Raw genomic sequence first — 24,319 nt, 5'->3', positions numbered from 1 at the left:
CGCGCATGGCGGCCCGTCGCCGGCGAGCCGGCGCAAGGGCCGCGCGTGGTCACGGCACCGCGACCGGATAAGAGCCGAGCACGCGCACGTCGCCGGCGAAATCGTCGATCTCGGCGAGCGCGTCCTTCAACGGCGACTCGTCCACGTGTCCCTGCACGTCGATGAAGAAGGCGTACTGCCAGACCGCGCCGTGTGCCGGCCGCGACTCGATCCGGTTCATGCTGATGTTGGCGCGGGCCAGCGGCTCCAGGATCCGATACAGCGCGCCGGGCTGGTCGCGGATCGAGACCATCAGCGAGGTGCGGTCGTTGCCCGACGGCGGGAACAGCGCACGTCCGATCACCAGGAAGCGCGTGGTGTTGTCGCTGCGGTCCTCGATCGGGCCGGCCACCACTTTCATGCCGTACACGTGCGCGGCGTTCTCGCCGGCGATCGCCGCCGCGTCGTCGGACAGCTTGGCGCGCCGCACCGCCTCGGCGTTGCTCGACACCGCTTCCTTGTGCGTGTCCGGCAGGTTCTGGCGCAGCCAGTTCTTGCACTGCGCCAGCGACATGCCGTGCGAGTACACGCGCTCGATGTCCTCGATGTGGCCGGTGCGCGAGAGCAGGTACTGGTGCACGCGCAGCTCGACCTCGCCGCATATCTTCAGCGGCGAGGTCAGGAACATGTCGAGCGTGGACTGGATCGTGCCCTGGCCCGAGTTCTCCACCGGCACCACGCCGAAATCGGCGTTGCCCGCGGCGACCTCGTCGAACACCTCCTCGATGCTCACCAGCGGCAGGCCCTTGGCCGAATGGCCGAAGTGCTTGTGCACCGCCTGCTGCGAGAACGTGCCCTCGGGGCCGAGGTAGCCGATCTTCAGCGGCTCCTGCTGGGCCAGGCAGGCCGACATGATCTCGCGGAACACCCGCACCAGCACTTCGTCGCTGAGCGGTCCGTCGTTGCGGTCGACCACGCGCCGCAGCACCTGCGCCTCGCGCTCGGGACGGTAGTAGTCGATCGCCGCGGCCAGTTTGCCCTTGGCCTTGCCGACCTGGTGCGCCCACAGCGCGCGCTCGGCGATCAGCGCCTGGATTTCCCGGTCGATGCTGTCGATCTGTACACGCACCGCCGACAGATCCGGCGTGGCCTGCCCGGCAAGCTCGCCGCGGCTGCGCGCCGATGCGCGCGCCGAAGCCGGGGCCGGCGTGCGCGACGGCGCTGCACTGATCGCCGCAGGCTTGCGGCTTGCAGCCTTGGGCGTCGCGTCTTTTGCAGCGCCCTTCGGCTTGTTCTTGGTTGCCGCGGATTTCGCCCGGGCGCGCGTGCTGCGCTCAGCCATGACGGTTCTGGAATTCGCGCATGTAGTCGACCAGTGCCTGCACGCCTTCGACCGGCATCGCGTTGTAGAGCGAGGCACGCATGCCGCCGAGCACGCGGTGGCCCTTGAGACCGATCAGGCCGGCCTCGCGCGCGCCATCGAGGAACACGCCATCGAGCGCGGCATCGGGCAGGAAGAACGGCACATTCATGCGCGAGCGCACGCTGGCGTCGACCTCGTTGCGATAGAAGCCGCCGGAACCGTCGATCGCCCCGTAGAGCGATCCTGCCTTGGCATCGCTGCGGCGGTTGAACTCCGCGGTGCCGCCTTCGTCCAGCATCCAGCGCACGGTCAGGCCCAGCAGGTACCAGTTCCATGTCGGCGGGGTGTTGAGCATCGACTCGCTCTTCAGCTGCGAACTGTAGTCGAAGATCTGCGCGCGCGGCTGGCCGGCGCGCTCGAGCAGGTCGCGGCGCACGATCACCACGCTGATCCCGACCGGGCCGAGATTCTTCTGCGCGCCAGCGTAGATCAGGCCGTACTTCGACACGTCTATCGGCTCCGAGGCGATGCTCGAGCTGAAGTCGGCGAACAGCGGCACCTTGCCGGTGTCGGGCGGCACCTGTCCCCAGGCTGGGCGGAACTCGACGCCGTGGATGGTTTCGTTGGCGGTGAGGTGCACGTAGGCGGCATCGTCCGACAGCTTCCAGCTTTCGCGCGCGGGAATCGTGCGGAAGCCGTCGTCCTCGCCGCTCGCGGCGATGTTGACGTCGACTGCCGCCAGTTGCTTGAGCGCGGTGCGGCCCCAGTGCCCGCTCACCACGTAATCGACGCGCTGGCCGGCATCGGCGAAGTTGAGCGCGATCAGTGCCTGCTGCGTGGTCGCACCACCGGCCGGGAACAGCACCGCGTAGTCGTCCGGAATGGCAATCAGCTCGCGCAGGTCGGCTTCGGCCTGTCGCGCGACCGCCAGGAACTCCGGGCCGCGATGGCTGATCTCGACGACCGATGCACCGGTGTCGCCCCACTCGAGCATGTCCGCCTGCGCCTGGCGCAGGACGGTTTCGGGCAATGCGGCCGGGCCGGGACTGAAGTTGTATGCGCGTGCCATCGTGCTTCACGTGTCGGTAGGACGAAGGGCCCTAGTATGCCGCAGCGCAACAGCGATTCCTGCCGCCCGTGCGCAACTTTTCGCGCCTCGCGGCGTCCAAGCCACGCTTCCAGAGGAAACCACTATGTCGCTGCGCAGCGTGCTGGCAATTCCCGCATCTGACGTTACCGATGAAACCGTGTATCGCGCACGCCGACGGCTGCTTGGAGCCTTCGCCGGCGCTTCGCTGTTGCCGCTGGCCGGATGCGCCGAAGCCGAAGCGCCGCCATCGACTGCAGTGGTCACGCCTGCGCAGGCGCGCTCGGGTTTCCGTACCGATGAAGCGCAGACGCGTTACGAGGACATCACCGGCTACAACAACTTCTACGAGTTCGGCACCGACAAGGCCGATCCTTCGCGCGCGAAGAAGACGCTGCGCACCTCGCCCTGGAACGTCGCCGTGTCGGGCGAATGCGCGAAGCCCGGCAACCTGTCGTTCGAAGACCTGCTCAAGGGCATCACGCCGGAGGAACGGATCTACCGGCTGCGCTGCGTGGAGGGCTGGTCGATGGTGATCCCCTGGTTGGGCGTGCCGCTGGCCGATGTGCTGAAGAAGTTCCAACCCACATCGAAGGCGAAGTACGTCGCCTTCACCACGCTCGCCGACCCCGTGCAGATGCCCGGCCTGCGCTTCCGCGCGATCGACTGGCCGTATCGCGAAGGCCTGCGCATCGACGAGGCCCTGCACCCGCTCGCGTTCCTGGCCACCGGCCTGTACGGCAAGCCGCTGCCGCAGCAGAACGGCGCGCCGCTGCGCCTGGTGGTGCCGTGGAAGTACGGCTTCAAGAGCATCAAGTCGATCGTGGAGATTCGATTCACCGAGCGCATGCCGCCGACCGCATGGAACCGGCTGCAGCCCAGCGAGTATGGCTTCTACAGCAACGTCAATCCCGGCGTCGACCATCCGCGCTGGAGCCAGAAAACCGAGCGCCGCATCGCAGGCACCGGCAATCGACTGTTCGCCGACCGCATCGCGACGCGGATGTTCAACGGCTATGGCGACCAGGTGGCGGCGCTGTATTCGGGGATGGATCTGAAGCAGTGGTATTGAAGCCGGCGCCGCCGAACCGAGCGGCCGGTTTGCGCGCGAGACCGGCATCCGGCGTCGAGCGTCACGCCTGAACGCTCCGCGACCCGGCTGTCATCTCGAGCGCAGCGAGAGATCCGGTGTCCGCTCGTGATTCCTCGCTTCGCTCGGAATGACAATCAGAGCGCTTCAAGAACTCACCAGGGACATCGACACACATGGCGCAGGCTTCCCGTCCGCTCGTGCTGGCCAAGGCCGGCGTCCACGCCCTGGCGCTGACGCCGCTGACGCTGCTGGCGTGGCGCGTGTGGCAGGTGTGGAGCGAGGCTGACATCGACGCGCTCGGCCCCGATCCGGTGGCCGCGATCGAGCACGAGCTGGGGCTGTGGGCGCTGCGCCTGCTGCTGCTCACGCTCGCTGTCACGCCTTTGCGCCAGCTCAGCGGACAGGTCGTGCTGATGCGCTTCCGGCGCATGCTCGGCCTGTACGCGTTCGCCTACGCCAGTCTGCACCTGTCCGCCTACCTCGCGCTCGACCTGCGCGGCTGGTGGGCGCTGGTGTTCGAGGAGATCGTCAAGCGCCCCTACATCACCGTGGGCTTTGCCGCCTGGCTGCTGCTGGTGCCGCTGGCGGTGACCTCGACCCGAGGCTGGATGCGGCGGCTGGGCCGCAACTGGGGCCGGTTGCACCGCGTGGTCTATGCGGTGGCAGCGCTGGCGGTGCTGCATTTCTGGTGGATCGTGAAATCGGACTACCGCGAGCCGCTGCTGTACGCGGCGATCCTCGCCAGCCTGCTTGGCTGGCGCCTGTGGAAACGGCTGTCGCGCCGGACCGCCCCGCTGGCTTCACAAGCCGCGCGCGGATAGCCCGATGGCTGCGTCCGGGATCGCGGGCCGGCACGTGCCGGCGGTGGAGTGCTTCAGCCCGGGCCGAACAGCAGCAGCGCCGCCAGCAGTGCCGCCATGCCCAGGGCGGCGAGCAGCAGCCACGGCAGGCGCATGGCCCGCCCGGTGGCGGGTGGCGTTGCGAGCGGCGTGTCCACCCCAGCCGCCGCGTCTTCCGCGGCCGTCCGCGGCCGCCGCCTCGGCGCTTCGACCACGAAGCGGTGGTGGCCGTCGAACACGATCTGGTCGCCGGATTCGAGCAGCGCATCGCGCACCGGCTCACCGTTGACCAGACTGCCCTCGGCCGAACCCAGGTCGCGCAGCACCACCTGCTCGCCCACCAGCTCCAGCCTCGCGTGGCGATCGGCGAAGGCGGGATCGTCGATGCGGATGTCGGCATCGGAATGACGGCCGACCAGGCGTGGCCGCTCCAGGGTGAAGCAGCGGCCGTGGAAGCGGCCACCGACACCGCGCAGGACAACGCGCAGGTTCGGCATCTCGTCGGGCGGCCCGGCCTCGTCGGTGGCGCGCGGCAGTTGCGCCGGCTGCGCCGACAGCAGGCGCAGCTCGACCCCATCGACGTAGATCGCATCGCCGGCGCGCAGCATCGCCATGCGCTGGACCTGGCGGCCGTTCACGTGGACGCCGGGGGCGCCCTCCTCCACGTTCAGCCACACCCCGCGGCGGTCCACGCACAGCCGCAGCGGGAACTCGCCGCCGCCCTCGACCACTTCGATACGGCCGGCTCCGGTGCGGCCGATGCCGTGCATGCCAACGGACAGCGGACGGTCGTCGCGCGGCTGGCCGGCGATTCGCAATCTGACGGGTTCCATGGCGCGGCAATCTAGCACGCAGCCATCTCGCCGAGCTTGGCCGGACGCACCAGTCCGTCGCAGAATGTCGACCCTCCCCGCCAAGGCGCCGCCATGTCAGGCATCGATATCCACCACGCCCATTCCCTGCCGATGGACCAGGCCCGCGCAGCCGTCGAACAGGTGGCACGCAGCCTGTCCGAGCGCTTCGGCGTCGACTACAGCTGGCAGGACGACGTCATGCGCTTCGCCCGCTCCGGCGTGGACGGCCGCATTGCGCTGCAGCCGAACACGCTGCACGTGACCGCCTCCCTGGGGTTCCTGCTGTCCGCGATGAAGGGCCCGATCGAGGCGGAAATTCGGCGGGTGCTGTCGGAACGATTCCAGGGCGGCATCGACAGCTGAAGGCTGCCTGCGCGGCGCACCCGGTCAGCCTTCGAAACTGAACGCATCCGGCTCGGCGTCCAGCGGCCCGCAGCTGCGCCGGAATCTGCCTGCGCGGTCGATTCCGCTATCCTTTGCTGTCCCCCTGACTCCTGGTAACCGATGTCCAACTGGCTGATCGCGATCGGCGTCGTGCTGCTGATCGGTGGCGTGGCCACGCTGTATTTCCGCACGGTGCAGCTGCGACGCGACGAGACCCGGGCGGGCATCAAGGCACTGTCGGGGGTGTCCTGGCGGGCCTTCATCCACATGGTGCTCGACGCGCTGTCGCGGCGCGGGTTCAGCCGCCTGGTGGACGAGGACAATCCTGCCGGCGATACCGAGTACATGCTCGAGCGCAAGGGCGAGCACTGGCTGCTCTCGTGCAAGCACGGCAGCGCCTTCGTGCTGGGCCGGCTGACCGTCAACGAGCTTGCGCGCGCAATGGACATGAAGGGCGCGGCGGGCGGCTTCCTGCTCACCCAGGGACGCATCACCGACGACGCGCGCCCGGTCGCGGCACTGCAGCGCATCGAACTGCTGGACGGCCCCGCGCTGTGGCCGCAGCTGCGCGAATTCCTGCCGGTGGAACAGCTGGCCGGCATCCGCGCGCAGGCCGCGCAGGCGGCGCGCCAGCGCGTGCTGCTGTCGTGGCTGGCGGCGCTGCTCGCGGGCGTGGCGATCTGGCTGGCCCTGCCCGCGTCCATCGCTGCGCCCTCGCAAACACGATCCCCGCCGCCGGTCTCCGCGGCCGAGCCGGTCTCCACGCCTTCGCCTGCACCATTGCCCGCACCGGCAACCGCACCGACGACCGCGCTGCAACCGTCCGCAGCGCCACAGGCCGCCGTCCCCGCGCCACCGGCAGCACCGCTCGACATCGAACAGCAGCGCGCCGAAGTTGCCGCCGAGGTGTCCACGCTGGCCGACGTGGACCGCGCGGCCTGGTCCACCGAATCGACTCTGGAAGTCTTCCTCTCGACCATCCAGGACGACCCCTTCGGCCGCATCTGCCCGCTGGTCGAACGCTACGACGATCTCGCGGCGTCGCGTATCCAGCTCACCCCGCCGCCGGGCAGCACCGCGACGGTGCGGTTCCGGCAGTGTCGGTCGTACTGATGAAGGCGACGCTGCAGCGCGCGCGGAGGGCGTGTTGACCACCCCGGGGCTGCATGGTGTCATGGCGGCCGGTTGAGTTCGGAAGGGCGGGATGGCCAGCGGCAGGTTGACGTTCGAGCAGGCGGCCAAGGACGTCCAGTCGCTGCCGGAGCGGCCCGACAACGAGACCCTGCTGCGCCTGTACGCGCTCTACAAGCAGGGTTCGGCAGGCGACATCACCGGCGAGAAACCCGGCTTCTTCGACTTCGTCGGTACGGCCAAGTTCGAGGCCTGGAGCAGACTCAAGGGCACCCCCCGCGAACTCGCGCAGCAGCAATACGTCGACCTCGTCGCCAGCCTGAAGGGCTGAGCGCGCCGATGGCCCGCGACACGCGACAGCGCATCCTCGATTGCGCGCTGGTGATGTTCAACACGCAGGGCGAGCCGACCGTCACCACCAACCACGTTGCCGACGAGCTGGAGATCAGCCCCGGCAACCTGTACTACCACTTCCGCAACAAGGACGACATCATCGAGCAGCTGTTCACGCGCTACGAGGCGCGCATGGACGAGGTGCTCACCCCGCCCGACGGTCGCCTGCCCGGGCTCGAGGACATCTGGCTGCAGCTGCACCAGGTGTTCGAATGCATCTGGGAGTACCGCTTCCTCTACCGCGACCTGCTGGAGATCCTCAGCCGCAGCCGGCGCCTGCGGACACGTTTCGCGCGCATCCTCAAGCGCGCCGACGACCGCGCACGCACGGTGATGCAGGGCCTGTTGCAGGCCGGCGTCATCCGCGCGTCGCCTGCGGAAATCGACGCCGCCGCGACCAACCTGCTGGTGCTGGCCACGTTCTGGCTCAACTACGCCGCCATCCGCGGCGATGGCGACGAACGCGCTGCGATCCGCGACGGGATCGTGCAGGTGATGATGCTGCTCTCCCCCTTCCTGCGCGACGCCGAGCGCGTGCAGCTGGACCAGCTGATCCGCGCCTACACGGATTGACGGGCGCAACACCGCAGTCGGGCGGCTTCGCCGGGGTGGCGCCACATGCGCCAGCCTCTCGACGCATGCCGAGCCATGCCGACAAGGCGCTCGGGCCGGCCCCTGCACGCACGCTCAGGCAGCCTGCCTCCCACGCGTTTCCGCGACCCACGGCCACGCTTTCCCGCGTGGCCCGCAGGCCCGCCCCTTTTGCAAGGCTTGCCCCACCCCCTCCGCTCCCCGTAGACTTCGCGTCCCGTTTCACCGTCACCAATTCCCGCTCGCGGGAACCGTGACGGCGCGATCGCCACACGCTGGCGATACAGGACCGGGCGGTTAGCTCAGCGGTAGAGCATCGCCTTCACACGGCGAGGGTCGCAGGTTCGAACCCTGCACCGCCCACCACACAAGGCCAGACCCTTGCACGAAACCCGGCCCTGCGCCGGGTTTTCTGTTTCTGGGTGCAGGCAATGCCACCGGGCGGCCTCAGCCGGACTGTCCTGAAGGCCCCAACTGTCCTCGCGCGGTCCCGGCTTTTTCACGCCGCTCGTCCGACACGATGCAGCCGTCCACCAGGTTGACCGTGCGGTCGCAGGTTTCCGACAGGCGCGGGTCGTGCGTCACCACCAGCACCGCGCATCCGAACTGTTGGTTGAAGCGGCGCAGCAGTTCGAACACCTCCGCCGCCGTCTTCGTGTCGAGGTTTCCGGTCGGTTCGTCCGCCAGCAGCAGGGCCGGCCTGGTGACCAGCGCACGCGCAATCGCCACGCGCTGCTGTTGGCCGCCGGAGAGCTGGTCGGGCCTGCGGTCGACGAACTTTTCCAGCCCCACCGCGGCCAACAGGCCGCGGGCGGTGTCGGTGATCCCGCGGTCCGGCCGGCCATTGGCGACCATCCACGGCATCAGCACGTTCTCCAGCGCGGTGAACGCGTTGATCAGGTGGTGGAACTGGAACACGAAGCCGATGCGGCGCCCGCGCAGCTCGGTGCGGGCTTCATCGTCCATCTCGCGGGTGGGCTCGCCGAGCAGGTGGAGTTCGCCTCCGGTCGGCGAGTCGAGCAGGCCGATCAGGTTGAGCAAGGTGCTCTTGCCGGATCCGGACGGCCCGACCAGCGCGGCGAAGTCCGCGCTGTCCACGCGCAGGTCGACGCCGTGCAGCACCTCCACCTCGTTGGGCTGGCCGATGTTGTAGGACTTGCGCAGGCCTTCCAGGCGCAGCACTTCGCGCGGCTCAACCACGGATCGCCTCCACCGGGTCCATGCGCGAGGCGCGGGAGGCCGGCACGTAGGCGGCCGCCATGCCGGCAACGGTGGCCAGACCCATAGCCGCCGGCACCAGCGCGGGCGGCAGCGGGATGAAGAACAGCTTGGGGCCGAAGTTGTTGAATACCGCCACCAGTCCCAGCCCGGACAGCGCGCCGATCGCCGAACCCGCCAGCCCCAGCACCGCGCCCTGCACCAGGAACACGCGCAGCATCTGCGCGCGACGCGTGCCCATGGCGCGCAGGATGCCGATCTCGCGCGTGCGCTGGGCCACGCTGACCGCCAGCACGCTGGCGATGCCCAGCGCGACCGAGATCGCCACGAACAAGCTGATCATGCGGGTGGACAGGCTCTGCGAGCTCAGCGCGTTCATCAGCTGGGCATTGCTTTCCATCCAGCTCTCGGCCTGCAGCCCGGTGAGTCCGCGCACGCGCGCGGCCACCCGGTCGGCGGCGAACAGGTCCTGCACGGTCACGTCGATCACCGTCACCCCGCCGGGCAGCGCCAGCAGCGACTGCGCCTGCTTGAGGTCGACATAGACGTAGCGCGCGTCGAGCTCGCGCACGCCCAGCTCGAAGATGCCGGCCACGTTGACCACGGCGTCGCGACCGTCACCGGCCTCGAGCCGCAGCTTGCCGCCCAGGCGCAGGCCAAGGTCCTCGGCGAGCTGGCGGCCGACCACGGCATTGCCCGACCCCACCTCGAGACGCCCCTCGACCATGTTCTCGTCGAGCGGGATCACCTGCAGGTAGCGCGGCAGGTCGACGCCCACCAGCGCCACCGACTCCACCGCCGCGCCGCGGCGGCCGAAGGCCGGGCCCGACACCAGCGGCGACACCGCGGTGACGCCGGGCAGCCGGTCCAGCACATCGCGCACCTGCAGCCAGTTGTCGATCGGTCGCAGCGATTGCGGGCGCGGATCCTCCAGCACCAGTTGCAGGCTCCCGTCCGGCGCGGGCGCGACCAGGTTGGCCTCGCGCGGCGCCTCCACGCGCAGGTGCGCCTGGGTCCCGAGCGTGCGGTCGATGATGTTGTCCTGCAGGCCGGCGATCAGCGCGGTGACGAACACGATCACCGCCACGCCGACGGCGATCCCGAACAGGATCAGCATCGTCTGCGCACGGCCATGGCGCAGGAAGCGCATGGCGATGGTGGACTCGATCCACATGGCGTCAGTCGAACTGGGCCGGCAGCTCGCCGCGGCGGCTGTCGTCACCGGCCTCGGGGGCGGGCTGGCCCTCGATGCGGACGCGGTCGCCGTCTTCGGGCAGCTCTTCCGGCCCGAGGGCGCCCGCGGCGACCACCTGGTCGCCCGCTTCCAGGCCTTCGAGCACCTCGCTCATCGCAAGCCCACGCAGGCCCAGCTGCACCAGACTGCGCTGCACGCGGCCATCGCGCACGCGCAGGACGCTGGCCTGCCCGGATCCGGCCCGGGCATCGAGCAGCGCGTCGTTGGGCACGGCCAGCGCGCGATCGCTGCGGCCGGTGAGGATGGTCGCGGTCACGGTCATGTCCTGGCGCACGTAGTCAGCCGCCGGGTCGATGCGCAGGCGTACGTCGATGGTGCCGCGCGTAGGATCCACGCCCGGCGCGATGTGGTGCACGATGGCGGCGAAGGGCCGGCCGGGGAAGGCATCGGCGATGCAGGTGGCCGACTGGCCGACCGCAATCCGGTCGAGGTTCTTCTCGTCCAGTGCCAGCAGCACCTCGCCGGGCGCATCGCGCGCGATCTCGAGCAGCACGTCGCCGGGATTGACCGTATCGCCCGGCTCCACGTTGCGGATCAGCACGGTGCCGGCGACGGTGGCGCGGATCTCGGCGCGCGCCAGGTCGGCCTCGGTTGCGGCCAGGCGTTCTCGTGCCTGCGCCTCGCGCGCGCCGCCAGCCAGCGCCGACAGCGCCACCTGCGCCTGGTCGGCCGCTGCGCGCGCGGCCACCACGCCCTGCGCGGCCTGTTCGACGTCTTCGCGCGAGACCAACTGCCGCCTGCCCAGCTCACGCCGGCGGGCGAGGTCGCGCTCGGCCTGGGCCAGGTCGGCGCGCGCCTGGCGCAGTCGCGCCTCCGCGTCGGGACGCTCTGCTTCGCGCAGGGTGGCCAGCGCCGCGCGCGCCTCGTCGCGACGCGCTTCCAGGTCGCGCGCGCGCAGGAGCACCAAGACGTCGCCGGGCGCAACACGATCGCCTTCCATCACCCGTCGTTCCAGCACCAGCCCGGCGATTTCCGCGCCCACCTGGACGCGCGACAGCGCCGCAATGCGCCCGGTCGCCACCACGTTCTGCACCAGCGGGCCGCTGGCCACCTCGTAGCCGGGCAACGCAGGGCCACGCATCCGCGCCACGGCCCAGGCGAGCAGCAGCAGGGCCACCACCGCCGCGCCAGCGAGCATCCACGTCCTGCGCCTGGTCCCGTCCGCCATGTACGCACCTTTCGGGAAAGGCGCATCTTCGCCGGAACCCGGTGAAGAGTGGGACTTGGGTTGGATCGCGCGCTACGAAAACAGCCGCTGGCGCGCCTGCCACGCCACGTCCAACTGCTATCCGCCGCGCTCCGGAGGCGCGGGTTTCGCGCCCGAGCGCGCCTCGCGCAAACGGTCGAGCTTGTCCTTGAGCTTGAGCTCCAGCCCGCGTTCGACCGGCTGGTAATACACCCGCTCGCCCATCGCATCGGGGAATCCGGTCTGGTCCAGCGCGACGCCGCCATCGCGGTCGTGATCGTACTGGTAGCCCTTGGCGTAGCCGAGTTCCTTCATCAGCTTGGTCGGCGCGTTGCGCAGGTGCATCGGCACGTCCTGGGTCCCGTACTCGGCCACGTCGCGACGTGCGGCCTTGAACGCCACGTAGGCGGCGTTGGACTTGGCGGTGCTGGCGAGGTAGATCGCCAACTGTCCCAGCGCGAGTTCGCCCTCTGGGCTGCCGAGGCGGTCGTAGGTGTCCCAGGCATCGACGGCCATCTGCAGCGCGCGCGGATCGGCCAGGCCGATGTCCTCGACCGCCATGCGGGTCATGCGCCGCGCCAGGTAGACCGGGTCGCAGCCGCCGTCGAGCATCCGCGCCAGCCAGTACAGCGCCGCGTCGGGATTGGAGCTGCGCACCGACTTGTGCAGCGCCGATATCTGGTCGTAGAACTGCTCACCACCCTTGTCGAAGCGGCGGGTGCGGTCGGCCAGCACCTGCTCCAGCACCGCATCGGTGATCGCGCCGCCCTCGCCCACCAGCTCGGCGGCGATCTCGAGCAGGGTCAGGCCGCGACGCACGTCGCCGTCGGCGGCGACCGCGACCAGGTGCAGCTGCGTATCCTCGATCTGCAGCCCGCGTCCGCCAAGGCCGCGCTCGGTGTCCGCCAGCGCATGCGCAAGCGCGAGGTGGATGTCTTCGGCCGAGACTGCCTCCATCACGTGCACGCGGCAGCGCGAAAGCAGCGCGGAGTTCAGTTCGAATGACGGGTTCTCGGTGGTGGCGCCGACGAACACGATCGTGCCGCGTTCGATATGCGGCAGGAACGCATCCTGCTGCGCCTTGTTGAAGCGGTGCACCTCGTCCACGAACAGCACGGTGCGGCGGCCTTCGGCAAACCGATGCGCGGCTTCGGCCAGCACCTGGCGCACCTCGGGCAGGCCCGAGAGCACGGCCGAGACCGATCGGAACTCGGCGTCGGCATAGCGCGCCAGCAGCAGCGCCAGCGTGGTCTTGCCGCAGCCAGGCGGCCCCCACAGCACCATCGAATGCACGGCGCCGGCCTCGATCGACTGGCGCAGTGCCGAGTCGGGCGAAACCAGCCGGCGCTGGCCCACCATTTCGTCGAGCGTGCGCGGACGTATGCGTTCGGCCAGCGGGCGCAGGGCGTCGCGATCGACCGTGAGCAGGTCGCCGCGTTGATCGGGCGGGGAGGTCCTGGCGCGTGGCACGGCGTGGGGATCAGGCAGGGAACAGGCCGGCCACGATAGCAAGACCGACTCGCAGGGCGCGCGAACGCCCGCGTCAGCGCGCCGCGACCCCGAGTTCGTAGTTGACCCGCTGCCAGGCGTTGGCGATGCGGTCGTACAGCGCCTCGATGCGCACCGGCGTATTGCCGTTGCGGCCGAAATCGGCGATGCCCTGGGCGTTGATGCGCAGCAGCCTGCGCCCGCCCTCGACCGTGCTGATGTCGTCGAGCTGAAGTCGCGCCTGGGTGTTGCCGAACTGCCGGTCGAGTTCGACTGCCACGCGCTCCTCGAGCTGGCGCACGAGCGCCGAATCGTTCGGCACTTCGCGCTCGCCGGTCGCGACCCCGCCGATCAGGATCCGCGGATAGCCGGCGCTGGCGAACGTGGTGTCGTAGAGCGTGCTGAACCGGAACCCGATCCAGTCGGCATCATCCCCCAGCCGCACGCGCCCCTGACCGCTGACGGTGCGGTCGCTCACGCTGGCGATGGCGACATCGAACGACTCGATGGCCACTGCGATCGAAGCCGTATTCATCTGTTCCGCCAGCGCGGCGACGACCACCGCGGCCACCGCATTGTCCAGCGCCTCGTCGCCGCTGGTCGCAAGACGCTGCGGTACGGACGCCGACACCTGGACCGGCGACGTCGCCACCGGGGTCGACTGCGCCAGCGCGGGCAGCGTCGCCAGGCAAGCGGTGATTAACAGCAGCCGGGCGTCGTAGCGGCGTCGGATCATCGGTTGCGGTTGCCCGTGCATGCGTCTCCCTGTGTCCGGCGCCGCCAGCGCCGAGCCGGTCAGCCCTCGCCGACCACGTCCACGCCCGCCGGCGGCGTGTAGGTGAACGTGTCGGCGGCAAATGCGGGATTGCGCTTCCAGCCGCTGAACCGGATCTGCGTGCGCTGGCCGAGCGCGTCGACAATCTCCATCCGCGCCAGGCCGGTATCGCCCATGCCCAGTCGCGCGCTCTGGAATGCGGCCTCCTCGGCGTTCTGCTTCGGCTTCAGGACCAGCCACTGCAGTCCGTCCGATTCACCGTCTTCCTCGACCAGGAAATCCCGGTCAAGGCGGGCCGGGTCGAGCAGTGCGGCGAGCGGGCTGTCCTGTTCGGCGCTGCCCTGTGGGCGCCGGCTGACCTGCTCGAGGTCCGGATCGTAGACCCAGACGGTCTTGCCGTCGGCCACGATCAGCTGCGGATAGGGCTTCTCGTATTCCCAGCGGAACAGGCGCGGCGCCGACAGCGCGACGCGACCGCTGGACGACTCGCGGACGCGGCCGTTGTCGTCGAAGACCTGCTGGGTGAACTGCCCGTCCAGGCCCTTGAGCCCACGGGTGAAGCTGTCGAGCTGCTCGCGCGCGCCGGCGTGCGCGGCACCGGCCAGCAGGGCGATTGCGACAAGCAGCCAGCGGCAATTGCGGATCATGGAAGGCGGTCCTCGGGGATGGGTAGCGCAAGTCTGCAAACAGCAAGCTGAACAAGCACTTCGCCCATCCAGTTCAAGACAACGGGAACCGGGGTGGAAGACGGACGAGTACCGGATAAGGGAGTCCGCGCTGCGCGCGCCCCCATCCCGGCCTTCCACCGCAGGCGGGGGAAGGAGAAGAGCGTGCTCACGTGCGTCGCCCCTCTCCGCGGCTTGCTCCCTCGCCCGCCTGCGGGGGAGGAGAGCAGCGTGATCGCGCCCTTCCTGCTCCCTCCCCCGCCTGCGGGGGAGGGCCGGGGTGGGGGCAACAGCCGACACGATCTCCGGCGTCGCGACGCTCCTACTTGGGCGGCGGGGGTGCGAGGACGGAGCGGTCGCCGTTGTGCTCGGGCGCGGACACCACGCCGGCCGCCTCCATCGCCTCGACCAGGCGCGCGGCGCGGTTGTAGCCAATCTTCAAGCGCCGCTGCACGCCGGAGATCGACGCACGCCGCGTCTCGGTGACGATCTTCACCGCCTCGTCGTACAGCGGATCGGACTCGTCGCCCGCTGCGCTGCCGGCCTCGGGTAGTCCGGTCGCGCCGATCGTGCTGCCGTCGTACATGGTCTGCGCCTCGTCGAGCACGCCTTCGACGTAATCCGGGCCGCCGCCGCTCTGCTTGAGGTGCTCGACCACGCGGTGCACCTCCTCGTCGGAGACAAAGGCGCCGTGCACGCGTTCGGGCAGCGCCGTGCCTGGCGGCAGGTAGAGCATGTCGCCATGGCCAAGCAGGGTCTCGGCGCCGGACTGGTCGAGGATGGTGCGCGAATCGATCTTGCTCGAGACCTGGAACGCGATGCGCGTGGGAATGTTGGCCTTGATCAGGCCGGTGATCACGTCCACCGACGGGCGCTGCGTGGCCAGGATCAGGTGGATGCCGGCGGCGCGCGCCTTCTGCGCCAGGCGCGCGATCAGTTCCTCGACCTTCTTGCCGACGATCATCATCATGTCGGCGAATTCGTCGATGAAGATGACGATGAACGGCAGCGTCTCCAGCGGCTCGGCGACCTCGCTGGACTCGGGGTTCGGGCGGAACAGCGGGTCGAGCAGCGGCTGGCCGGCTTCCTGCGCCTCGCGCACCTTCTTGTTGAAGCCGGCGAGGTTGCGCACGCCCACCGCGCTCATCAGCTTGTAGCGCCGCTCCATCTCGGCCACGCACCAGCGCAGGCCGTTGCCGGCCTCCTTCATGTCGGTGACCACCGGCGCCAGCAGGTGCGGGATGCCCTGGTAGACGCTGAGCTCCAGCATCTTCGGGTCGATCATCAGCATCCGCAGGTCCTTTGCGGACGCTTTGTACAGCAGGCTCAGCACCATCGCGTTGACCGCAACCGACTTGCCCGAACCGGTGGTGCCGGCGACGAGCAGGTGCGGCATGCGCGCAAGATCGGCCACGGTCGGGCGGCCGGCGATGTCCTTGCCCAGCGCCAGGGTCAGCGGGCTGGTGGCCTTGTCGTATTCCTTCGAGCGCAGCAGCTCGCTGAGATAGATCATCTCGCGATGGGTGTTGGGCGTTTCCAGGCCGATCACCGCCTTGCCCGGGATCACGTCGACCACGCGCACCGACTTCACCGAAAGCCCGCGTGCGATGTCCTTGTCCAGCGAACTGATCTGGCTGACCTTGATGCCCGGCGCGGGTTCGATCTCGAAGCGGGTGATGACCGGGCCGGGATAGGCGCCGACCACCTGCGCGTCGATGCGGAAATCCTTGAGCTTGAACTCGATCTGCCGGGACAGCGTCTCCAGCGTGCCCTCGTCGTAGCCCTTGACCTGCGGCTTTGGATCATCCAGCAGGGCCAGCGGCGGGATGCCGCTGCCGTCGCCGACGTGGAACAGCGGGATCTGCTGCTCGCGCCGTGCCCGGTCGCTCTTTTCCACCACCGGTGCCGGCGGTGGTTCGATCCTGACCTTCTCGCGCTTGGCGCGCAGCTCGGTGTCGACCTTGCGCGTTTCCACGCGCTCGGCGCGACGCTCGTGCGCCTCCATGCGGTCGGCCGCCTGCTTGCGGCCGCGGCGCAGCAGCTCCGGCAGCCTCAACACCCAGCCACCGACACGGTCGGCCACGGCCAGCCACGACAGCCCGGTGGCCAGGGTCACCGACACCAGCAGCAGCGCGAGCAGGAACAGGTTGCCGCCCAGTGCGCCGAAGCCGCGGTCGAGCGAGTTGCCGACCAGCCGCCCGAGGATGCCGCCACCGCCCTGCGGCATGCCTTCGACATTGCCCAGCCGCAGGTACAGCATCCCGGTGCCCGCCACCACGAAGCCGACGATGCCGACCAGGCGCAGCGCCGGACCAAAATCGACCCGGCCGTCTCCATCCGAATCCATGCCGAACAGGGCGATCCAGGCGATTGCGCCCAGGATCAGCGGCAGCAGGTAGGCGACGTAGCCGGTCAGGCCCAGCAGGATGTCGGCGATGCGCGCGCCGACCGGGCCACCGGCGTTGTGCAGCTCGCTGGCCACGCCGCCGCCGGAGGCGACAAACCAGCCCGGGTCGTCGGGCGAATGCGTGGCCAGGCACACCAGCAGGTACAGCAGCAGCGGCGCGATCAGGATCATCGCGATGTCGCGCAGCAGACGCTGCCGGCGCGGGTCCGGCGGCGCGGCTTCTTTCGCCGTCGCGCGCGGGCGCTTGCCGCGTTCAGGAATCGCGCGTGCCACCGTCATCCACTGCCTTAGGAAACCGACCCAATGCCTTGATCTTAATTCAAAGGTCGAGCGATTGCAGGGCCGGATGCACAAGCCGGCCGGCCTCGACGTTGACGCCGCGCAGCAGCGCCGGGTGGCCGCGCCAGTCGCCCGAGGCCAGCCGGTCGACCCAGGGCAGGATCGCCGCGCAGATCGCCTCGGAGCTGGTCCGCGGTACCGCACCGGGCATGTTGGTCACGCAGAAGTGGGTGACCCCCTCCTCCACGTAGGTCGGCGCCTGCCAGGTGGTCGGACGCGAGGTCTCGAAGCAACCGCCCTGGTCGATCGCGATGTCGACCAGCACGCTGCCGTCCTCCACCGCCCGGACCATCTCGCGCGTGAGCACGTGCGGGGCGACCGCGCCGGTCACCAGCACTGCACCAATCACCAGGTCGGCCGACGCCACCTCACGCGCGACGAGGTCGTCATAGGGATGCAGGGTGGTGACGTTCTGGCCAACGCGCATCATCGCGTCGCGACGATCCTGGCGCGTCTCGAACACCACCACGTTGGCGCCGCCCGCCGCGGCGGCAGCGACCGCCGCGCCACCCGCCTGGCCGGCGCCGAACACCACCACCTTGCCGCGCGGGGTCGACGGCAGCCCGCCAAGCAGGGTGCCCTTGCCGCCCAGTGGCTGGTGCAGGTAGGCGGTGCCAAGCTGCACCGCGATCCTGCCGGCAATCGTCGACATCGGCGCCAGCAAAGGCAGCTCGCCGCTGTCGAGCTCGACGGTCTCGAACGCGATGCCGGTCAGGCCGATGTCGAGCAGCCGCCGCGCCAGCACCGGGTCGGGCGCCAGATGCAGGTAGCAGAACAGGAGGTGGTGTTCGCGCAGCAGGGCCAGGTCGCCATCGACCGGTTCCTTGACCTTGACGATCAGTTCGCCCTGCCCGTACAGGGTCGCGGCATCGGGCGCGATGCGCGCACCGAGGCGCTCGTACTCCGCGTCCGCGAAACCGGACAGCAGGCCTGCACCTTGTTCGATCCACACCGCATGGCCGCGCCGCACCAGGTCGCCAACCGCCGCCGGGACCAGCGCGACGCGACCTTCGAGCGCCTTGGTTTCCTTCGGTACCCCGATGCGCATGCGTCCGCTCCGATGCCGTTGTCCGCGTGGTCAGGGCCTGCGAAAAACCGCGCAGCACGTGCAAGGTTCCGGAGGAAGCCGTGCGCCCGGCGCGACGCGCGATGGACGCTGCGTTTCGCCGGCAGGGCCTGTTCGCGCCTTGTGTTGCCGCCGTCACGACGCCAAGCTATGAGCTTCGATACGCCGCGACTTCACGACCTGCGAGTATACATGTCACTTTCCGCACCCCGGCACATCCGCCTTGTCATCCTCGGTTCCGGCCCTGCCGGCTGGACCGCCGCCGTCTACGCCGCGCGCGCCAACCTCAAGCCCGTGGTCATCACCGGCCTGCAGATGGGCGGGCAGCTGATGACCACGACCGAGGTCGACAACTGGCCGGGCGACGCCCACGGCCTGCTCGGCCCGGACCTGATGGCGCGCATGCAGGCGCATGCCGAACGCTTCGAGACCGAGGTGGTGTTCGACCACATCCACACCGCCGACCTATCGCAGCGTCCGTTCCGCCTGGTCGGCGACAGCGGCAGCTACACCTGCGACGCGCTGGTGATCGCGACCGGCGCCACCGCGAAGTACCTGGGGCTGGAGTCGGAGGAGACGTTCAAGGGCCGCGGCGTGTCCGCCTGCGCCACCTGCGACGGGTTCTTCTACAAGGACCAGGACGTGGCCGTGGTCGGCGGCGGCAACACCGCGGTCGAGGAAGCGCTGTACCTGTCCAACATCGCCCGCAAGGTCTACCTGGTGCACCGCCGCGACACTCTGCGCGCGGAAAAGATCATGCAGGACAAGCTGATGACGAAGGTCGCGGCCGGCAAGATCGAGACGGTCTGGCACCACGTGGTCGACGAAGTCCTGGGCAACGACGCCGGGGTGACCGGCATGCGCCTGAAGTCGGTGCAGGACGGGAGCACGCGCGAGATCGACGTGCACGGCTTCTTCGTCGCCATCGGCCATACGCCCAACACCGCCCTGTTCGAAGGCCAGCTGGCGATGAACAGCGGCTACCTCGACATCCGATCGGGCCTGGCCGGCGGCGCCACCGAAACCTCGGTCAAGGGCGTGTTCGCCGCGGGCGATGTCGCCGACCAGGTCTATCGCCAGGCCGTCACCTCCGCCGGCTTCGGCTGCATGGCGGCGCTGGATGCGGAGCGGTTCCTCGACAAGGGCGCTTAGCCGCGGTCGCGGACTGCCCGCGGCGGTTCGTGCCACTCGCACGGACGCGCTGCCGGCCCTCGCGAGCACCCTGGACGGGCTTGCAAGCGTCTGGCGGCAATCCGGGTCCCCCACTGACCGGTCCTCGCGGCTGCAAAGCACCTCGTCGGAATCACAGCGGGACAACATGCCGGACCTGCGGATACATCGACGACTTTCGGACATCCCAGCGCTGGCCTGGGACGCCCTGCACGATGGCAATCCCTTCGTCGCCCATGCTTTCCTCTCGGGGCTCGAAGACACCGGCTGCCTGCGCGCGGACTGGGGCTGGACGCCGCACCATGTCGCACTCTGGGACGGCGAGCGTCTGCTCGCGGCCGCACCCGCGTACCTGAAGCACAACTCGCACGGCGAGTTCGTGTTCGACCATGCCTGGGCGCATGCGTACGCGCAGCACGGGCAGGACTACTTCCCCAAGCTGCTTTGCGGCGTGCCCTACTCGCCCGTCACCGGGCCACGCCTGCTGGCGCCAACCGCAGGGCTGCGTGCGGCGCTCGCCGATGCGCTGGTTGCCGAGGCCGGGCGCCTTGCGCTGTCGTCCGCCCACGTCAACTTCCACGGTGGCGGCGAGGACACGGACTTCGGCGGGGACTGGCTCGCGCGCACCGACATCCAGTACCACTGGCGCAACGACGGTGGCTGGTCGAACTTCGACGATTACCTCGCGGCGATGGACCACAAGCACCGCAAGAACATCCGCCAGGAGCGGGCGAAGGTGACGCGCGCCGGCATCGGCTTCCGCACCGTGCACGGCGACGACGCCAGCGCAGCCGATCTGGCCACGATGCACGGCTTCTACCTGCAGACCTTTGCCGAATACGGCAACTCGCCGGCGCTCACGCAAGGCTTCCTGCAGCACCTCGCCGCGACCATGCCCGATCGGCTGGTGATGTTCTTCGCCGTGCACGAGGGCAAGGACGTCGCCGGGGCGCTTTGCCTGCGCGGTGGCGACACGCTGTACGGGCGCTACTGGGGCGCCATCGCCACCCTGCCCGGCCTGCACTTCGAGACCTGCTATTACCAGGGGATCGACTACTGTCTGCGCGAGGGCCTGCGCGTGTTCGAACCCGGCGCGCAGGGCGAGCACAAGATCGCGCGAGGCTTCCTGCCGACCTTCGTGCACAGCCGGCACTGGATCGCGGACCCGCGCTTCCGCGAGGCGCTTTCGGCCTGGTGTGGGGAAGAGCGCACGGTGGTCGAACGCAACAAGCGCTGGCTCGACCAGCGATCGCCCTTCCGGAACACCCCCGCCAACCCGTAGGCGCGGCTTCAGCCGCGACCACCGCGCCAGGACCACCGACAGCTCTCCACGCCCACGATCGCTCGACCGGGTGGCTGTGCTGCCGCTCGCGGCTGAAGCCGCTCCTACAATGGGGGCGTGAGCCTGCATCTGCCGCGACTGGGTGACGATCCGAACGCGCCGTTCCCCGACGCGTCGACCGCGTTGCGCCAGCCCGATGGCCTGCTCGCCTATGGCGGCGACCTGTCCGCGCCGCGGTTGCTCAACGCCTACCGGCACAGCATCTTCCCGTGGTATTCGGACGGGCAGCCGATCCTGTGGTGGTCACCGGACCCGCGCATGGTGTTCGGCACCGACGCGGTGCGGCTGTCCTCGCGCTTCCGGCGCAGCCTGCGCCGGTCGCCTTGGGTGGCAAGGGCCGATACCGCCTTTGAACGGGTCATCGGCCGCTGCGCCAGCGCACCCCGCGCGGGACAGGCGGGCACATGGATCACGCCACCGATGCGCGAGGCCTACCTGCACCTGCACCGGCTCGGCCATGCGCACAGCGTCGAGGTGTTCGCCGATGCCGCGCCGGACGCCGCGCTCGTCGGCGGAATCTACGGAGTCGCGGTGGGGCGGATGTTCTTCGGCGAGAGCATGTTCAGCGATGCCTCCGGCGGCTCCACCGCTGCGCTGGCGGCACTGGCGCACTGGCTGCACGGACACGGCTGGCCGCTGATCGACGCACAGGTGGAAAACGCACACCTGCTCAAACTGGGCGCGATGCACATGCCGCGCGCCGCGTTCCTGGACGTGGTCGCGGGGCTGGTCGAGACGCCCGAAGCCGCCGGCCCCTGGACTTCCGGTTTCGGCGAGTTGCCGCTGCACAATCTCGCGAAATGAACGTCGCGCGCCAGCTGCGGCTTTGCATCAACAGTGCGCCCGTGTCAGAATGCCACGCTTATTTTCGAGGCAGTGGCGCGCCCGCAACCACTGGCAACAGGACGCATGGCGAAAGACGACGTCATTGAATTCGAAGGCACGATCTCCGAAACCCTCCCGAACACCATGTTCCGGGTGAAGCTGGAGAACGGGCACGAGATCATCGCGCATATTTCTGGACGTATGCGCAAGAACTACATCCGCATCCTGACCGGTGACAAGGTCAAGGTCGAGATGACCCCCTACGACCTCACCAAGGGTCGCATCACCTACCGCATGAAGTAATCCGGCCCACCGGCCGGTCGCGCCGCGCCGCGGCGCATGCCTCCTGCACCACGCCCGACGGCGTGCCACCACACCCGGATGCCCCCTGCCATCAGTCGCATGGCGGGACGGGCATGCCGCGCCTATGCTTCCGGCATCCACCTGATGGAGTTGCCCGATGCAAAGGCCCGCCCTGGTCCGTACCCTCGCCCTGTCCCTGGCGCTTGCGCTCGCGGCTCCGGCCGTCTTTGCACAACAGGCGCAAACAGCCGCCGAGACCGTGCGGAGCGAGAGCCAGCGGCTCAACGCGTGGTTCGCGCAGAAGTACGAGGAAGAGCTGCGTTTCAGCCCGATCAGCCTCACCTTCCTCGGCCGCAAGGAGCTCTACGACAAGCTAGACGACATGTCCGAGCAGGCGATGGACCAGCAGCTGGCGTGGCGCAAGGCCACGGTGGTCGAGATGGAGGCGAACTTCGACCGCGACGCGCTCGACGACGAGGCCAAGCTATCCTGGGACCTGTGGAAGCTGCAGTACGAGAACGCTGCCGCGGCCAACCAGTACCGGCGCAATGTCTACGTGTTCAACCAGATGCAGGGCGCGCAGTCGTTCCTGCCGACGTTCCTGATCAACTTCCACAAGGTTGAAACCGAGGCCGACTACCTGGCCTACCTCGCCCGCCTGCAGGAAGCGCGACGCGCGATGACGCAGATGCTCGAGCTGGCCCGGCGCAACGCCGGCGACGGCTACCGCATGCCCCGGTTCGCCTACGACGGCGTGCTCAGGGAGGCGCGCGCGGTGATCACCGGCGCGCCATTCGACGAGGGCAAGGACTCGGCGCTGTGGGCAGACCTGCAGGCCAAGGCCGCAAGCCTGGTGAAGGCCGGCGCCATTGATGCCGCCCGCGCCACCGCACTCCAGGCGCAGGCGCGCCAGGCGCTGCTGGACAACATCCAGCCCGGCTATCGCGAACTGATCGCGTGGGCGGAGGCCGACCGTGCCAACGCCATCGACAATCCCGCAGGCGTCGGCAGCACCCAGCCCGACGGTGCGGATTACTACCGCCACCAGCTGCGGATGCACACCACCACCGACCTCGACGCCGATGCGGTGCACCAGATCGGCCTGGACGAGGTCAAGCGCATCCATGGCGAAATGGAGGCGCTGATGAAGCGGGTCGGCTTCGAGGGCGACCTGCAGGCGTTCTTCCGGCACATCTCGACCGACCCCAAGTTCAAGTACCCCGACACCGACGCCGGCCGCCAGGCCTACATCGACGACGCCACGCGCGCGATCGACAACATCAAGAAGGTGCTGCCGCAGTACTTCGGCCTGCTGCCGAAGGCCGACCTGGTGGTCAAGCGCGTCGAGCCCTTCCGCGAACAGCCCGGCGCCGCGCAGCACTATTTCCCCGGCACCGCCGACGGCTCGCGCCCGGGCGTGTACTACGCACACCTGTCTGACATGAACTCGATGCCCAAGCCTGAGCTCGAGGTCATTGCCTACCACGAGGGCCTGCCGGGCCACCACATGCAGATCTCGATCGCTCAGGAACTCACCGGCGTTCCCGAGTTCCGCACCCAGGCGCGGTCGACTGCCTATTCGGAAGGCTGGGGCCTGTATGCGGAGTGGCTGGCCCGGGAAATGCCGGGGACCTACGTCGACCCCTATTCCGAGTACGGCCGGCTGGCTTCCGAGCTGTGGCGGGCAGTGCGTCTGGTCGTGGACACCGGCCTGCACGCCAAGGGCTGGACCGAGCAGCAGGCGGTGGAGTACTTCAGCACCAATTCCGCGACGCCCGAGGCCGCGATCCGCTCGGAGATCCAGCGCTACATCACCTGGCCGGGCCAGGCCACGGCCTACAAGATCGGCATGATTCGCATCCAGGAACTGCGCCGGAAGGCCGAGGCCGAACTTGGCGACCGCTTCGACATCCGCGGCTTCCACGACGCCGTGCTCGGCGGCGGCGCCCTGCCCCTGAACCTGTTGGAGCGACGCGTGGACCAGTGGGTCGTGGCACGCAAGGCAGGCTAATCCACCCGGCCCGCGACCGTAGGCGCGGGACCCTGGAAGGCCAAAAGACAGAAGGTTCTTCGCGCAGTCGGGGAGCAGACAAAAAAAGGTTCCTCTCCCAATCAAAGGGAGAAGGTGAACACGATTGCTGGAAGTCCGGCGCAGGCTTCGAATGGACGCCGCGCCCTGTCGAGCGGGAATCGCTTTTCGCTCGGTCAGGGCATCCTGCCCTGACTCGCGCGCAAAACATCCATGTTTTGCTTGCCGCGATCCCCGCTCGCCAGGGCACGGCTCACTGCGACTGGTGCTGCGATGCTTCGGTGCGCGCTTTTTTCGAAGCCATGCCAGTGACTGGACGATGGTCGTTCCGGGGCGGGGGTTGCGGAAAGCAGCGCATGGATGCGCTGCGGCGGCGAGTCAGCCATGGATGGCTGACCGAGCCGGGGAGCAACCCCCGGCCCGGAACGACTCCCGGACGCAGGCCTGATCGCGCCTACCCGGCGGACTCCCCTCGAATGGGAGAAGAACCAAAAAAGGCGGCCCCTGCGGGCCGCCTCTTCCACGCGCGCCGGCAAC

At 69.2% G+C, this 24,319-nt stretch carries 22 protein-coding genes and 1 tRNA gene; 12 read left to right on the top strand and 11 right to left on the bottom strand.

Going from position 1 to position 24,319, the window contains the following annotated elements; all coding sequences use genetic code 11:
- Positions 1 to 49: 49 nt before the first annotated feature.
- Together pheA and serC are read right to left on the bottom strand one after the other, a co-directional pair.
- Positions 50 to 1,321, bottom strand: coding sequence for a prephenate dehydratase (pheA, locus tag ACW5EG_RS06920; protein ID WP_457021129.1), 1,272 nt, complete (start codon positions 1,319 to 1,321; stop codon positions 50 to 52).
- Positions 1,314 to 2,411 (bottom strand): phosphoserine transaminase, encoded by a 1,098-nt coding sequence (gene serC / locus ACW5EG_RS06915; protein ID WP_457021128.1) that lies wholly within the window; start codon positions 2,409 to 2,411, stop codon positions 1,314 to 1,316. Before serC ends, pheA begins: the two co-directional genes overlap by 8 nt.
- Positions 2,412 to 2,535: 124 nt before the next feature.
- On the opposite strand from serC, the gene msrP reads away from it, so the two are divergent.
- Together msrP and msrQ are read left to right on the top strand one after the other, a co-directional pair.
- Positions 2,536 to 3,501, top strand: a complete 966-nt coding sequence (gene msrP / locus ACW5EG_RS06910) for a protein-methionine-sulfoxide reductase catalytic subunit MsrP (protein WP_457021127.1) — start codon at positions 2,536 to 2,538, stop codon at positions 3,499 to 3,501.
- A 194-nt stretch (positions 3,502 to 3,695) separates the two neighbouring features.
- The gene (msrQ, locus tag ACW5EG_RS06905; RefSeq protein WP_457018039.1) at positions 3,696 to 4,343 is read left to right on the top strand and encodes a protein-methionine-sulfoxide reductase heme-binding subunit MsrQ; all 648 of its coding nucleotides are present in this window, start codon (positions 3,696 to 3,698) and stop codon (positions 4,341 to 4,343) included.
- Between the two features lie 53 nt (positions 4,344 to 4,396).
- Here the strand turns inward: msrQ and ACW5EG_RS06900 are convergent, their stop codons facing one another.
- Positions 4,397 to 5,194, bottom strand: a complete 798-nt coding sequence (locus tag ACW5EG_RS06900) for an FHA domain-containing protein (protein WP_457018038.1) — start codon at positions 5,192 to 5,194, stop codon at positions 4,397 to 4,399.
- 93 nt (positions 5,195 to 5,287) lie between these two features.
- Here ACW5EG_RS06900 and ACW5EG_RS06895 point away from each other — a divergent pair, with 93 nt between their 5' ends.
- From ACW5EG_RS06895 to ACW5EG_RS06875, 5 genes are all read left to right on the top strand, one after another.
- Complete coding sequence (locus ACW5EG_RS06895) at positions 5,288 to 5,578, top strand: polyhydroxyalkanoic acid system family protein (protein ID WP_457018427.1); 291 nt, start codon at positions 5,288 to 5,290, stop codon at positions 5,576 to 5,578.
- A gap of 141 nt (positions 5,579 to 5,719) precedes the next feature.
- Complete coding sequence (locus ACW5EG_RS06890) at positions 5,720 to 6,712, top strand: restriction endonuclease (protein WP_457021126.1); 993 nt, start codon at positions 5,720 to 5,722, stop codon at positions 6,710 to 6,712.
- A 91-nt stretch (positions 6,713 to 6,803) separates the two neighbouring features.
- Positions 6,804 to 7,061, top strand: a complete 258-nt coding sequence (locus ACW5EG_RS06885; RefSeq protein WP_457021125.1) for an acyl-CoA-binding protein — start codon at positions 6,804 to 6,806, stop codon at positions 7,059 to 7,061.
- Between the two features lie 8 nt (positions 7,062 to 7,069).
- Positions 7,070 to 7,696 (top strand): TetR/AcrR family transcriptional regulator, encoded by a 627-nt coding sequence (locus ACW5EG_RS06880; protein ID WP_457018035.1) that lies wholly within the window; start codon positions 7,070 to 7,072, stop codon positions 7,694 to 7,696.
- A 309-nt stretch (positions 7,697 to 8,005) separates the two neighbouring features.
- Positions 8,006 to 8,080, top strand: a tRNA-Val gene (locus tag ACW5EG_RS06875).
- Positions 8,081 to 8,161: 81 nt separating this feature from the next.
- Here the strand turns inward: ACW5EG_RS06875 and ACW5EG_RS06870 are convergent.
- The 8 genes from ACW5EG_RS06870 to ACW5EG_RS06835 all read right to left on the bottom strand — a co-directional run bounded on the left by ACW5EG_RS06870 (position 8,162) and on the right by ACW5EG_RS06835 (position 18,095).
- Positions 8,162 to 8,914 carry an ABC transporter ATP-binding protein gene (locus ACW5EG_RS06870; RefSeq protein ID WP_457018022.1) on the bottom strand — a complete coding sequence of 251 codons (753 nt, stop codon included), beginning with the start codon at positions 8,912 to 8,914 and terminating at the stop codon, positions 8,162 to 8,164.
- On the bottom strand, positions 8,907 to 10,106 hold the full coding sequence (locus ACW5EG_RS06865) for an ABC transporter permease (protein WP_457021124.1): 1,200 nt from the start codon (positions 10,104 to 10,106) through the stop codon (positions 8,907 to 8,909). The genes ACW5EG_RS06870 and ACW5EG_RS06865 overlap by 8 nt, the downstream gene beginning before the upstream one ends.
- A 4-nt stretch (positions 10,107 to 10,110) precedes the next feature.
- The gene (locus ACW5EG_RS06860) at positions 10,111 to 11,355 is read right to left on the bottom strand and encodes an efflux RND transporter periplasmic adaptor subunit (protein WP_457021123.1); all 1,245 of its coding nucleotides are present in this window, start codon (positions 11,353 to 11,355) and stop codon (positions 10,111 to 10,113) included.
- 117 nt (positions 11,356 to 11,472) lie between these two features.
- Entirely contained in the window at positions 11,473 to 12,843 is a 1,371-nt protein-coding gene (locus ACW5EG_RS06855) for a replication-associated recombination protein A (RefSeq protein ID WP_457018019.1), read from the bottom strand.
- 73 nt (positions 12,844 to 12,916) lie between these two features.
- Entirely contained in the window at positions 12,917 to 13,597 is a 681-nt protein-coding gene (locus tag ACW5EG_RS06850) for a hypothetical protein (RefSeq protein WP_457021122.1), read from the bottom strand.
- Positions 13,598 to 13,656: 59 nt separating this feature from the next.
- Positions 13,657 to 14,283, bottom strand: a complete 627-nt coding sequence (gene lolA / locus ACW5EG_RS06845) for an outer membrane lipoprotein chaperone LolA (RefSeq protein ID WP_457021121.1) — start codon at positions 14,281 to 14,283, stop codon at positions 13,657 to 13,659.
- A gap of 340 nt (positions 14,284 to 14,623) precedes the next feature.
- Entirely contained in the window at positions 14,624 to 16,981 is a 2,358-nt protein-coding gene (locus ACW5EG_RS06840) for a DNA translocase FtsK (protein WP_457018426.1), read from the bottom strand.
- A gap of 46 nt (positions 16,982 to 17,027) precedes the next feature.
- Positions 17,028 to 18,095, bottom strand: a complete 1,068-nt coding sequence (locus ACW5EG_RS06835) for an alanine dehydrogenase (RefSeq protein ID WP_457021120.1) — start codon at positions 18,093 to 18,095, stop codon at positions 17,028 to 17,030.
- Positions 18,096 to 18,305: 210 nt separating this feature from the next.
- Here ACW5EG_RS06835 and trxB point away from each other — a divergent pair, with 210 nt between their 5' ends.
- From trxB to ACW5EG_RS06810, 5 genes are all read left to right on the top strand, one after another.
- Complete coding sequence (gene trxB, locus ACW5EG_RS06830; protein ID WP_457021119.1) at positions 18,306 to 19,265, top strand: thioredoxin-disulfide reductase; 960 nt, start codon at positions 18,306 to 18,308, stop codon at positions 19,263 to 19,265.
- Positions 19,266 to 19,431: 166 nt separating this feature from the next.
- Positions 19,432 to 20,565: a GNAT family N-acetyltransferase gene (locus tag ACW5EG_RS06825; RefSeq protein WP_457021118.1), complete on the top strand. Its 1,134-nt coding sequence runs from the start codon at positions 19,432 to 19,434 to the stop codon at positions 20,563 to 20,565.
- 117 nt (positions 20,566 to 20,682) lie between these two features.
- On the top strand, positions 20,683 to 21,429 hold the full coding sequence (gene aat, locus ACW5EG_RS06820) for a leucyl/phenylalanyl-tRNA--protein transferase (RefSeq protein ID WP_457021117.1): 747 nt from the start codon (positions 20,683 to 20,685) through the stop codon (positions 21,427 to 21,429).
- Between the two features lie 105 nt (positions 21,430 to 21,534).
- Positions 21,535 to 21,753 (top strand): translation initiation factor IF-1, encoded by a 219-nt coding sequence (gene infA, locus ACW5EG_RS06815; RefSeq protein ID WP_112926214.1) that lies wholly within the window; start codon positions 21,535 to 21,537, stop codon positions 21,751 to 21,753.
- A 157-nt stretch (positions 21,754 to 21,910) separates the two neighbouring features.
- Positions 21,911 to 23,764: a DUF885 domain-containing protein gene (locus tag ACW5EG_RS06810; RefSeq protein ID WP_457021116.1), complete on the top strand. Its 1,854-nt coding sequence runs from the start codon at positions 21,911 to 21,913 to the stop codon at positions 23,762 to 23,764.
- Positions 23,765 to 24,319: the final 555 nt, after the last annotated feature.

Source organism: Luteimonas sp. A611 (assembly GCF_054072715.1).
This window is presented reverse-complemented; position numbering and strand designations above follow the sequence as displayed.

Excerpts from the sequence above, each read along its gene's own strand:
- pheA (WP_457021129.1), bottom strand. The coding sequence starts at position 1,321 with ATGGCTGAGCGCAGCACGCGCGCCCGGGCGAAATCCGCGGCAACCAAG.
- serC (WP_457021128.1), bottom strand. The coding sequence starts at position 2,411 with ATGGCACGCGCATACAACTTCAGTCCCGGCCCGGCCGCATTGCCCGAA.
- msrP (WP_457021127.1), top strand. The coding sequence starts at position 2,536 with ATGTCGCTGCGCAGCGTGCTGGCAATTCCCGCATCTGACGTTACCGAT.
- msrQ (WP_457018039.1), top strand. The coding sequence starts at position 3,696 with ATGGCGCAGGCTTCCCGTCCGCTCGTGCTGGCCAAGGCCGGCGTCCAC.
- ACW5EG_RS06900 (WP_457018038.1), bottom strand. The coding sequence starts at position 5,194 with ATGGAACCCGTCAGATTGCGAATCGCCGGCCAGCCGCGCGACGACCGT.
- ACW5EG_RS06895 (WP_457018427.1), top strand. The coding sequence starts at position 5,288 with ATGTCAGGCATCGATATCCACCACGCCCATTCCCTGCCGATGGACCAG.
- ACW5EG_RS06890 (WP_457021126.1), top strand. The coding sequence starts at position 5,720 with ATGTCCAACTGGCTGATCGCGATCGGCGTCGTGCTGCTGATCGGTGGC.
- ACW5EG_RS06885 (WP_457021125.1), top strand. The coding sequence starts at position 6,804 with ATGGCCAGCGGCAGGTTGACGTTCGAGCAGGCGGCCAAGGACGTCCAG.
- ACW5EG_RS06880 (WP_457018035.1), top strand. The coding sequence starts at position 7,070 with ATGGCCCGCGACACGCGACAGCGCATCCTCGATTGCGCGCTGGTGATG.
- ACW5EG_RS06865 (WP_457021124.1), bottom strand. The coding sequence starts at position 10,106 with ATGTGGATCGAGTCCACCATCGCCATGCGCTTCCTGCGCCATGGCCGT.
- ACW5EG_RS06860 (WP_457021123.1), bottom strand. The coding sequence starts at position 11,355 with ATGGCGGACGGGACCAGGCGCAGGACGTGGATGCTCGCTGGCGCGGCG.
- ACW5EG_RS06850 (WP_457021122.1), bottom strand. The coding sequence starts at position 13,597 with ATGATCCGACGCCGCTACGACGCCCGGCTGCTGTTAATCACCGCTTGC.
- lolA (WP_457021121.1), bottom strand. The coding sequence starts at position 14,283 with ATGATCCGCAATTGCCGCTGGCTGCTTGTCGCAATCGCCCTGCTGGCC.
- ACW5EG_RS06835 (WP_457021120.1), bottom strand. The coding sequence starts at position 18,095 with ATGCGCATCGGGGTACCGAAGGAAACCAAGGCGCTCGAAGGTCGCGTC.
- trxB (WP_457021119.1), top strand. The coding sequence starts at position 18,306 with ATGTCACTTTCCGCACCCCGGCACATCCGCCTTGTCATCCTCGGTTCC.
- ACW5EG_RS06825 (WP_457021118.1), top strand. The coding sequence starts at position 19,432 with ATGCCGGACCTGCGGATACATCGACGACTTTCGGACATCCCAGCGCTG.
- infA (WP_112926214.1), top strand. The coding sequence starts at position 21,535 with ATGGCGAAAGACGACGTCATTGAATTCGAAGGCACGATCTCCGAAACC.
- ACW5EG_RS06810 (WP_457021116.1), top strand. The coding sequence starts at position 21,911 with ATGCAAAGGCCCGCCCTGGTCCGTACCCTCGCCCTGTCCCTGGCGCTT.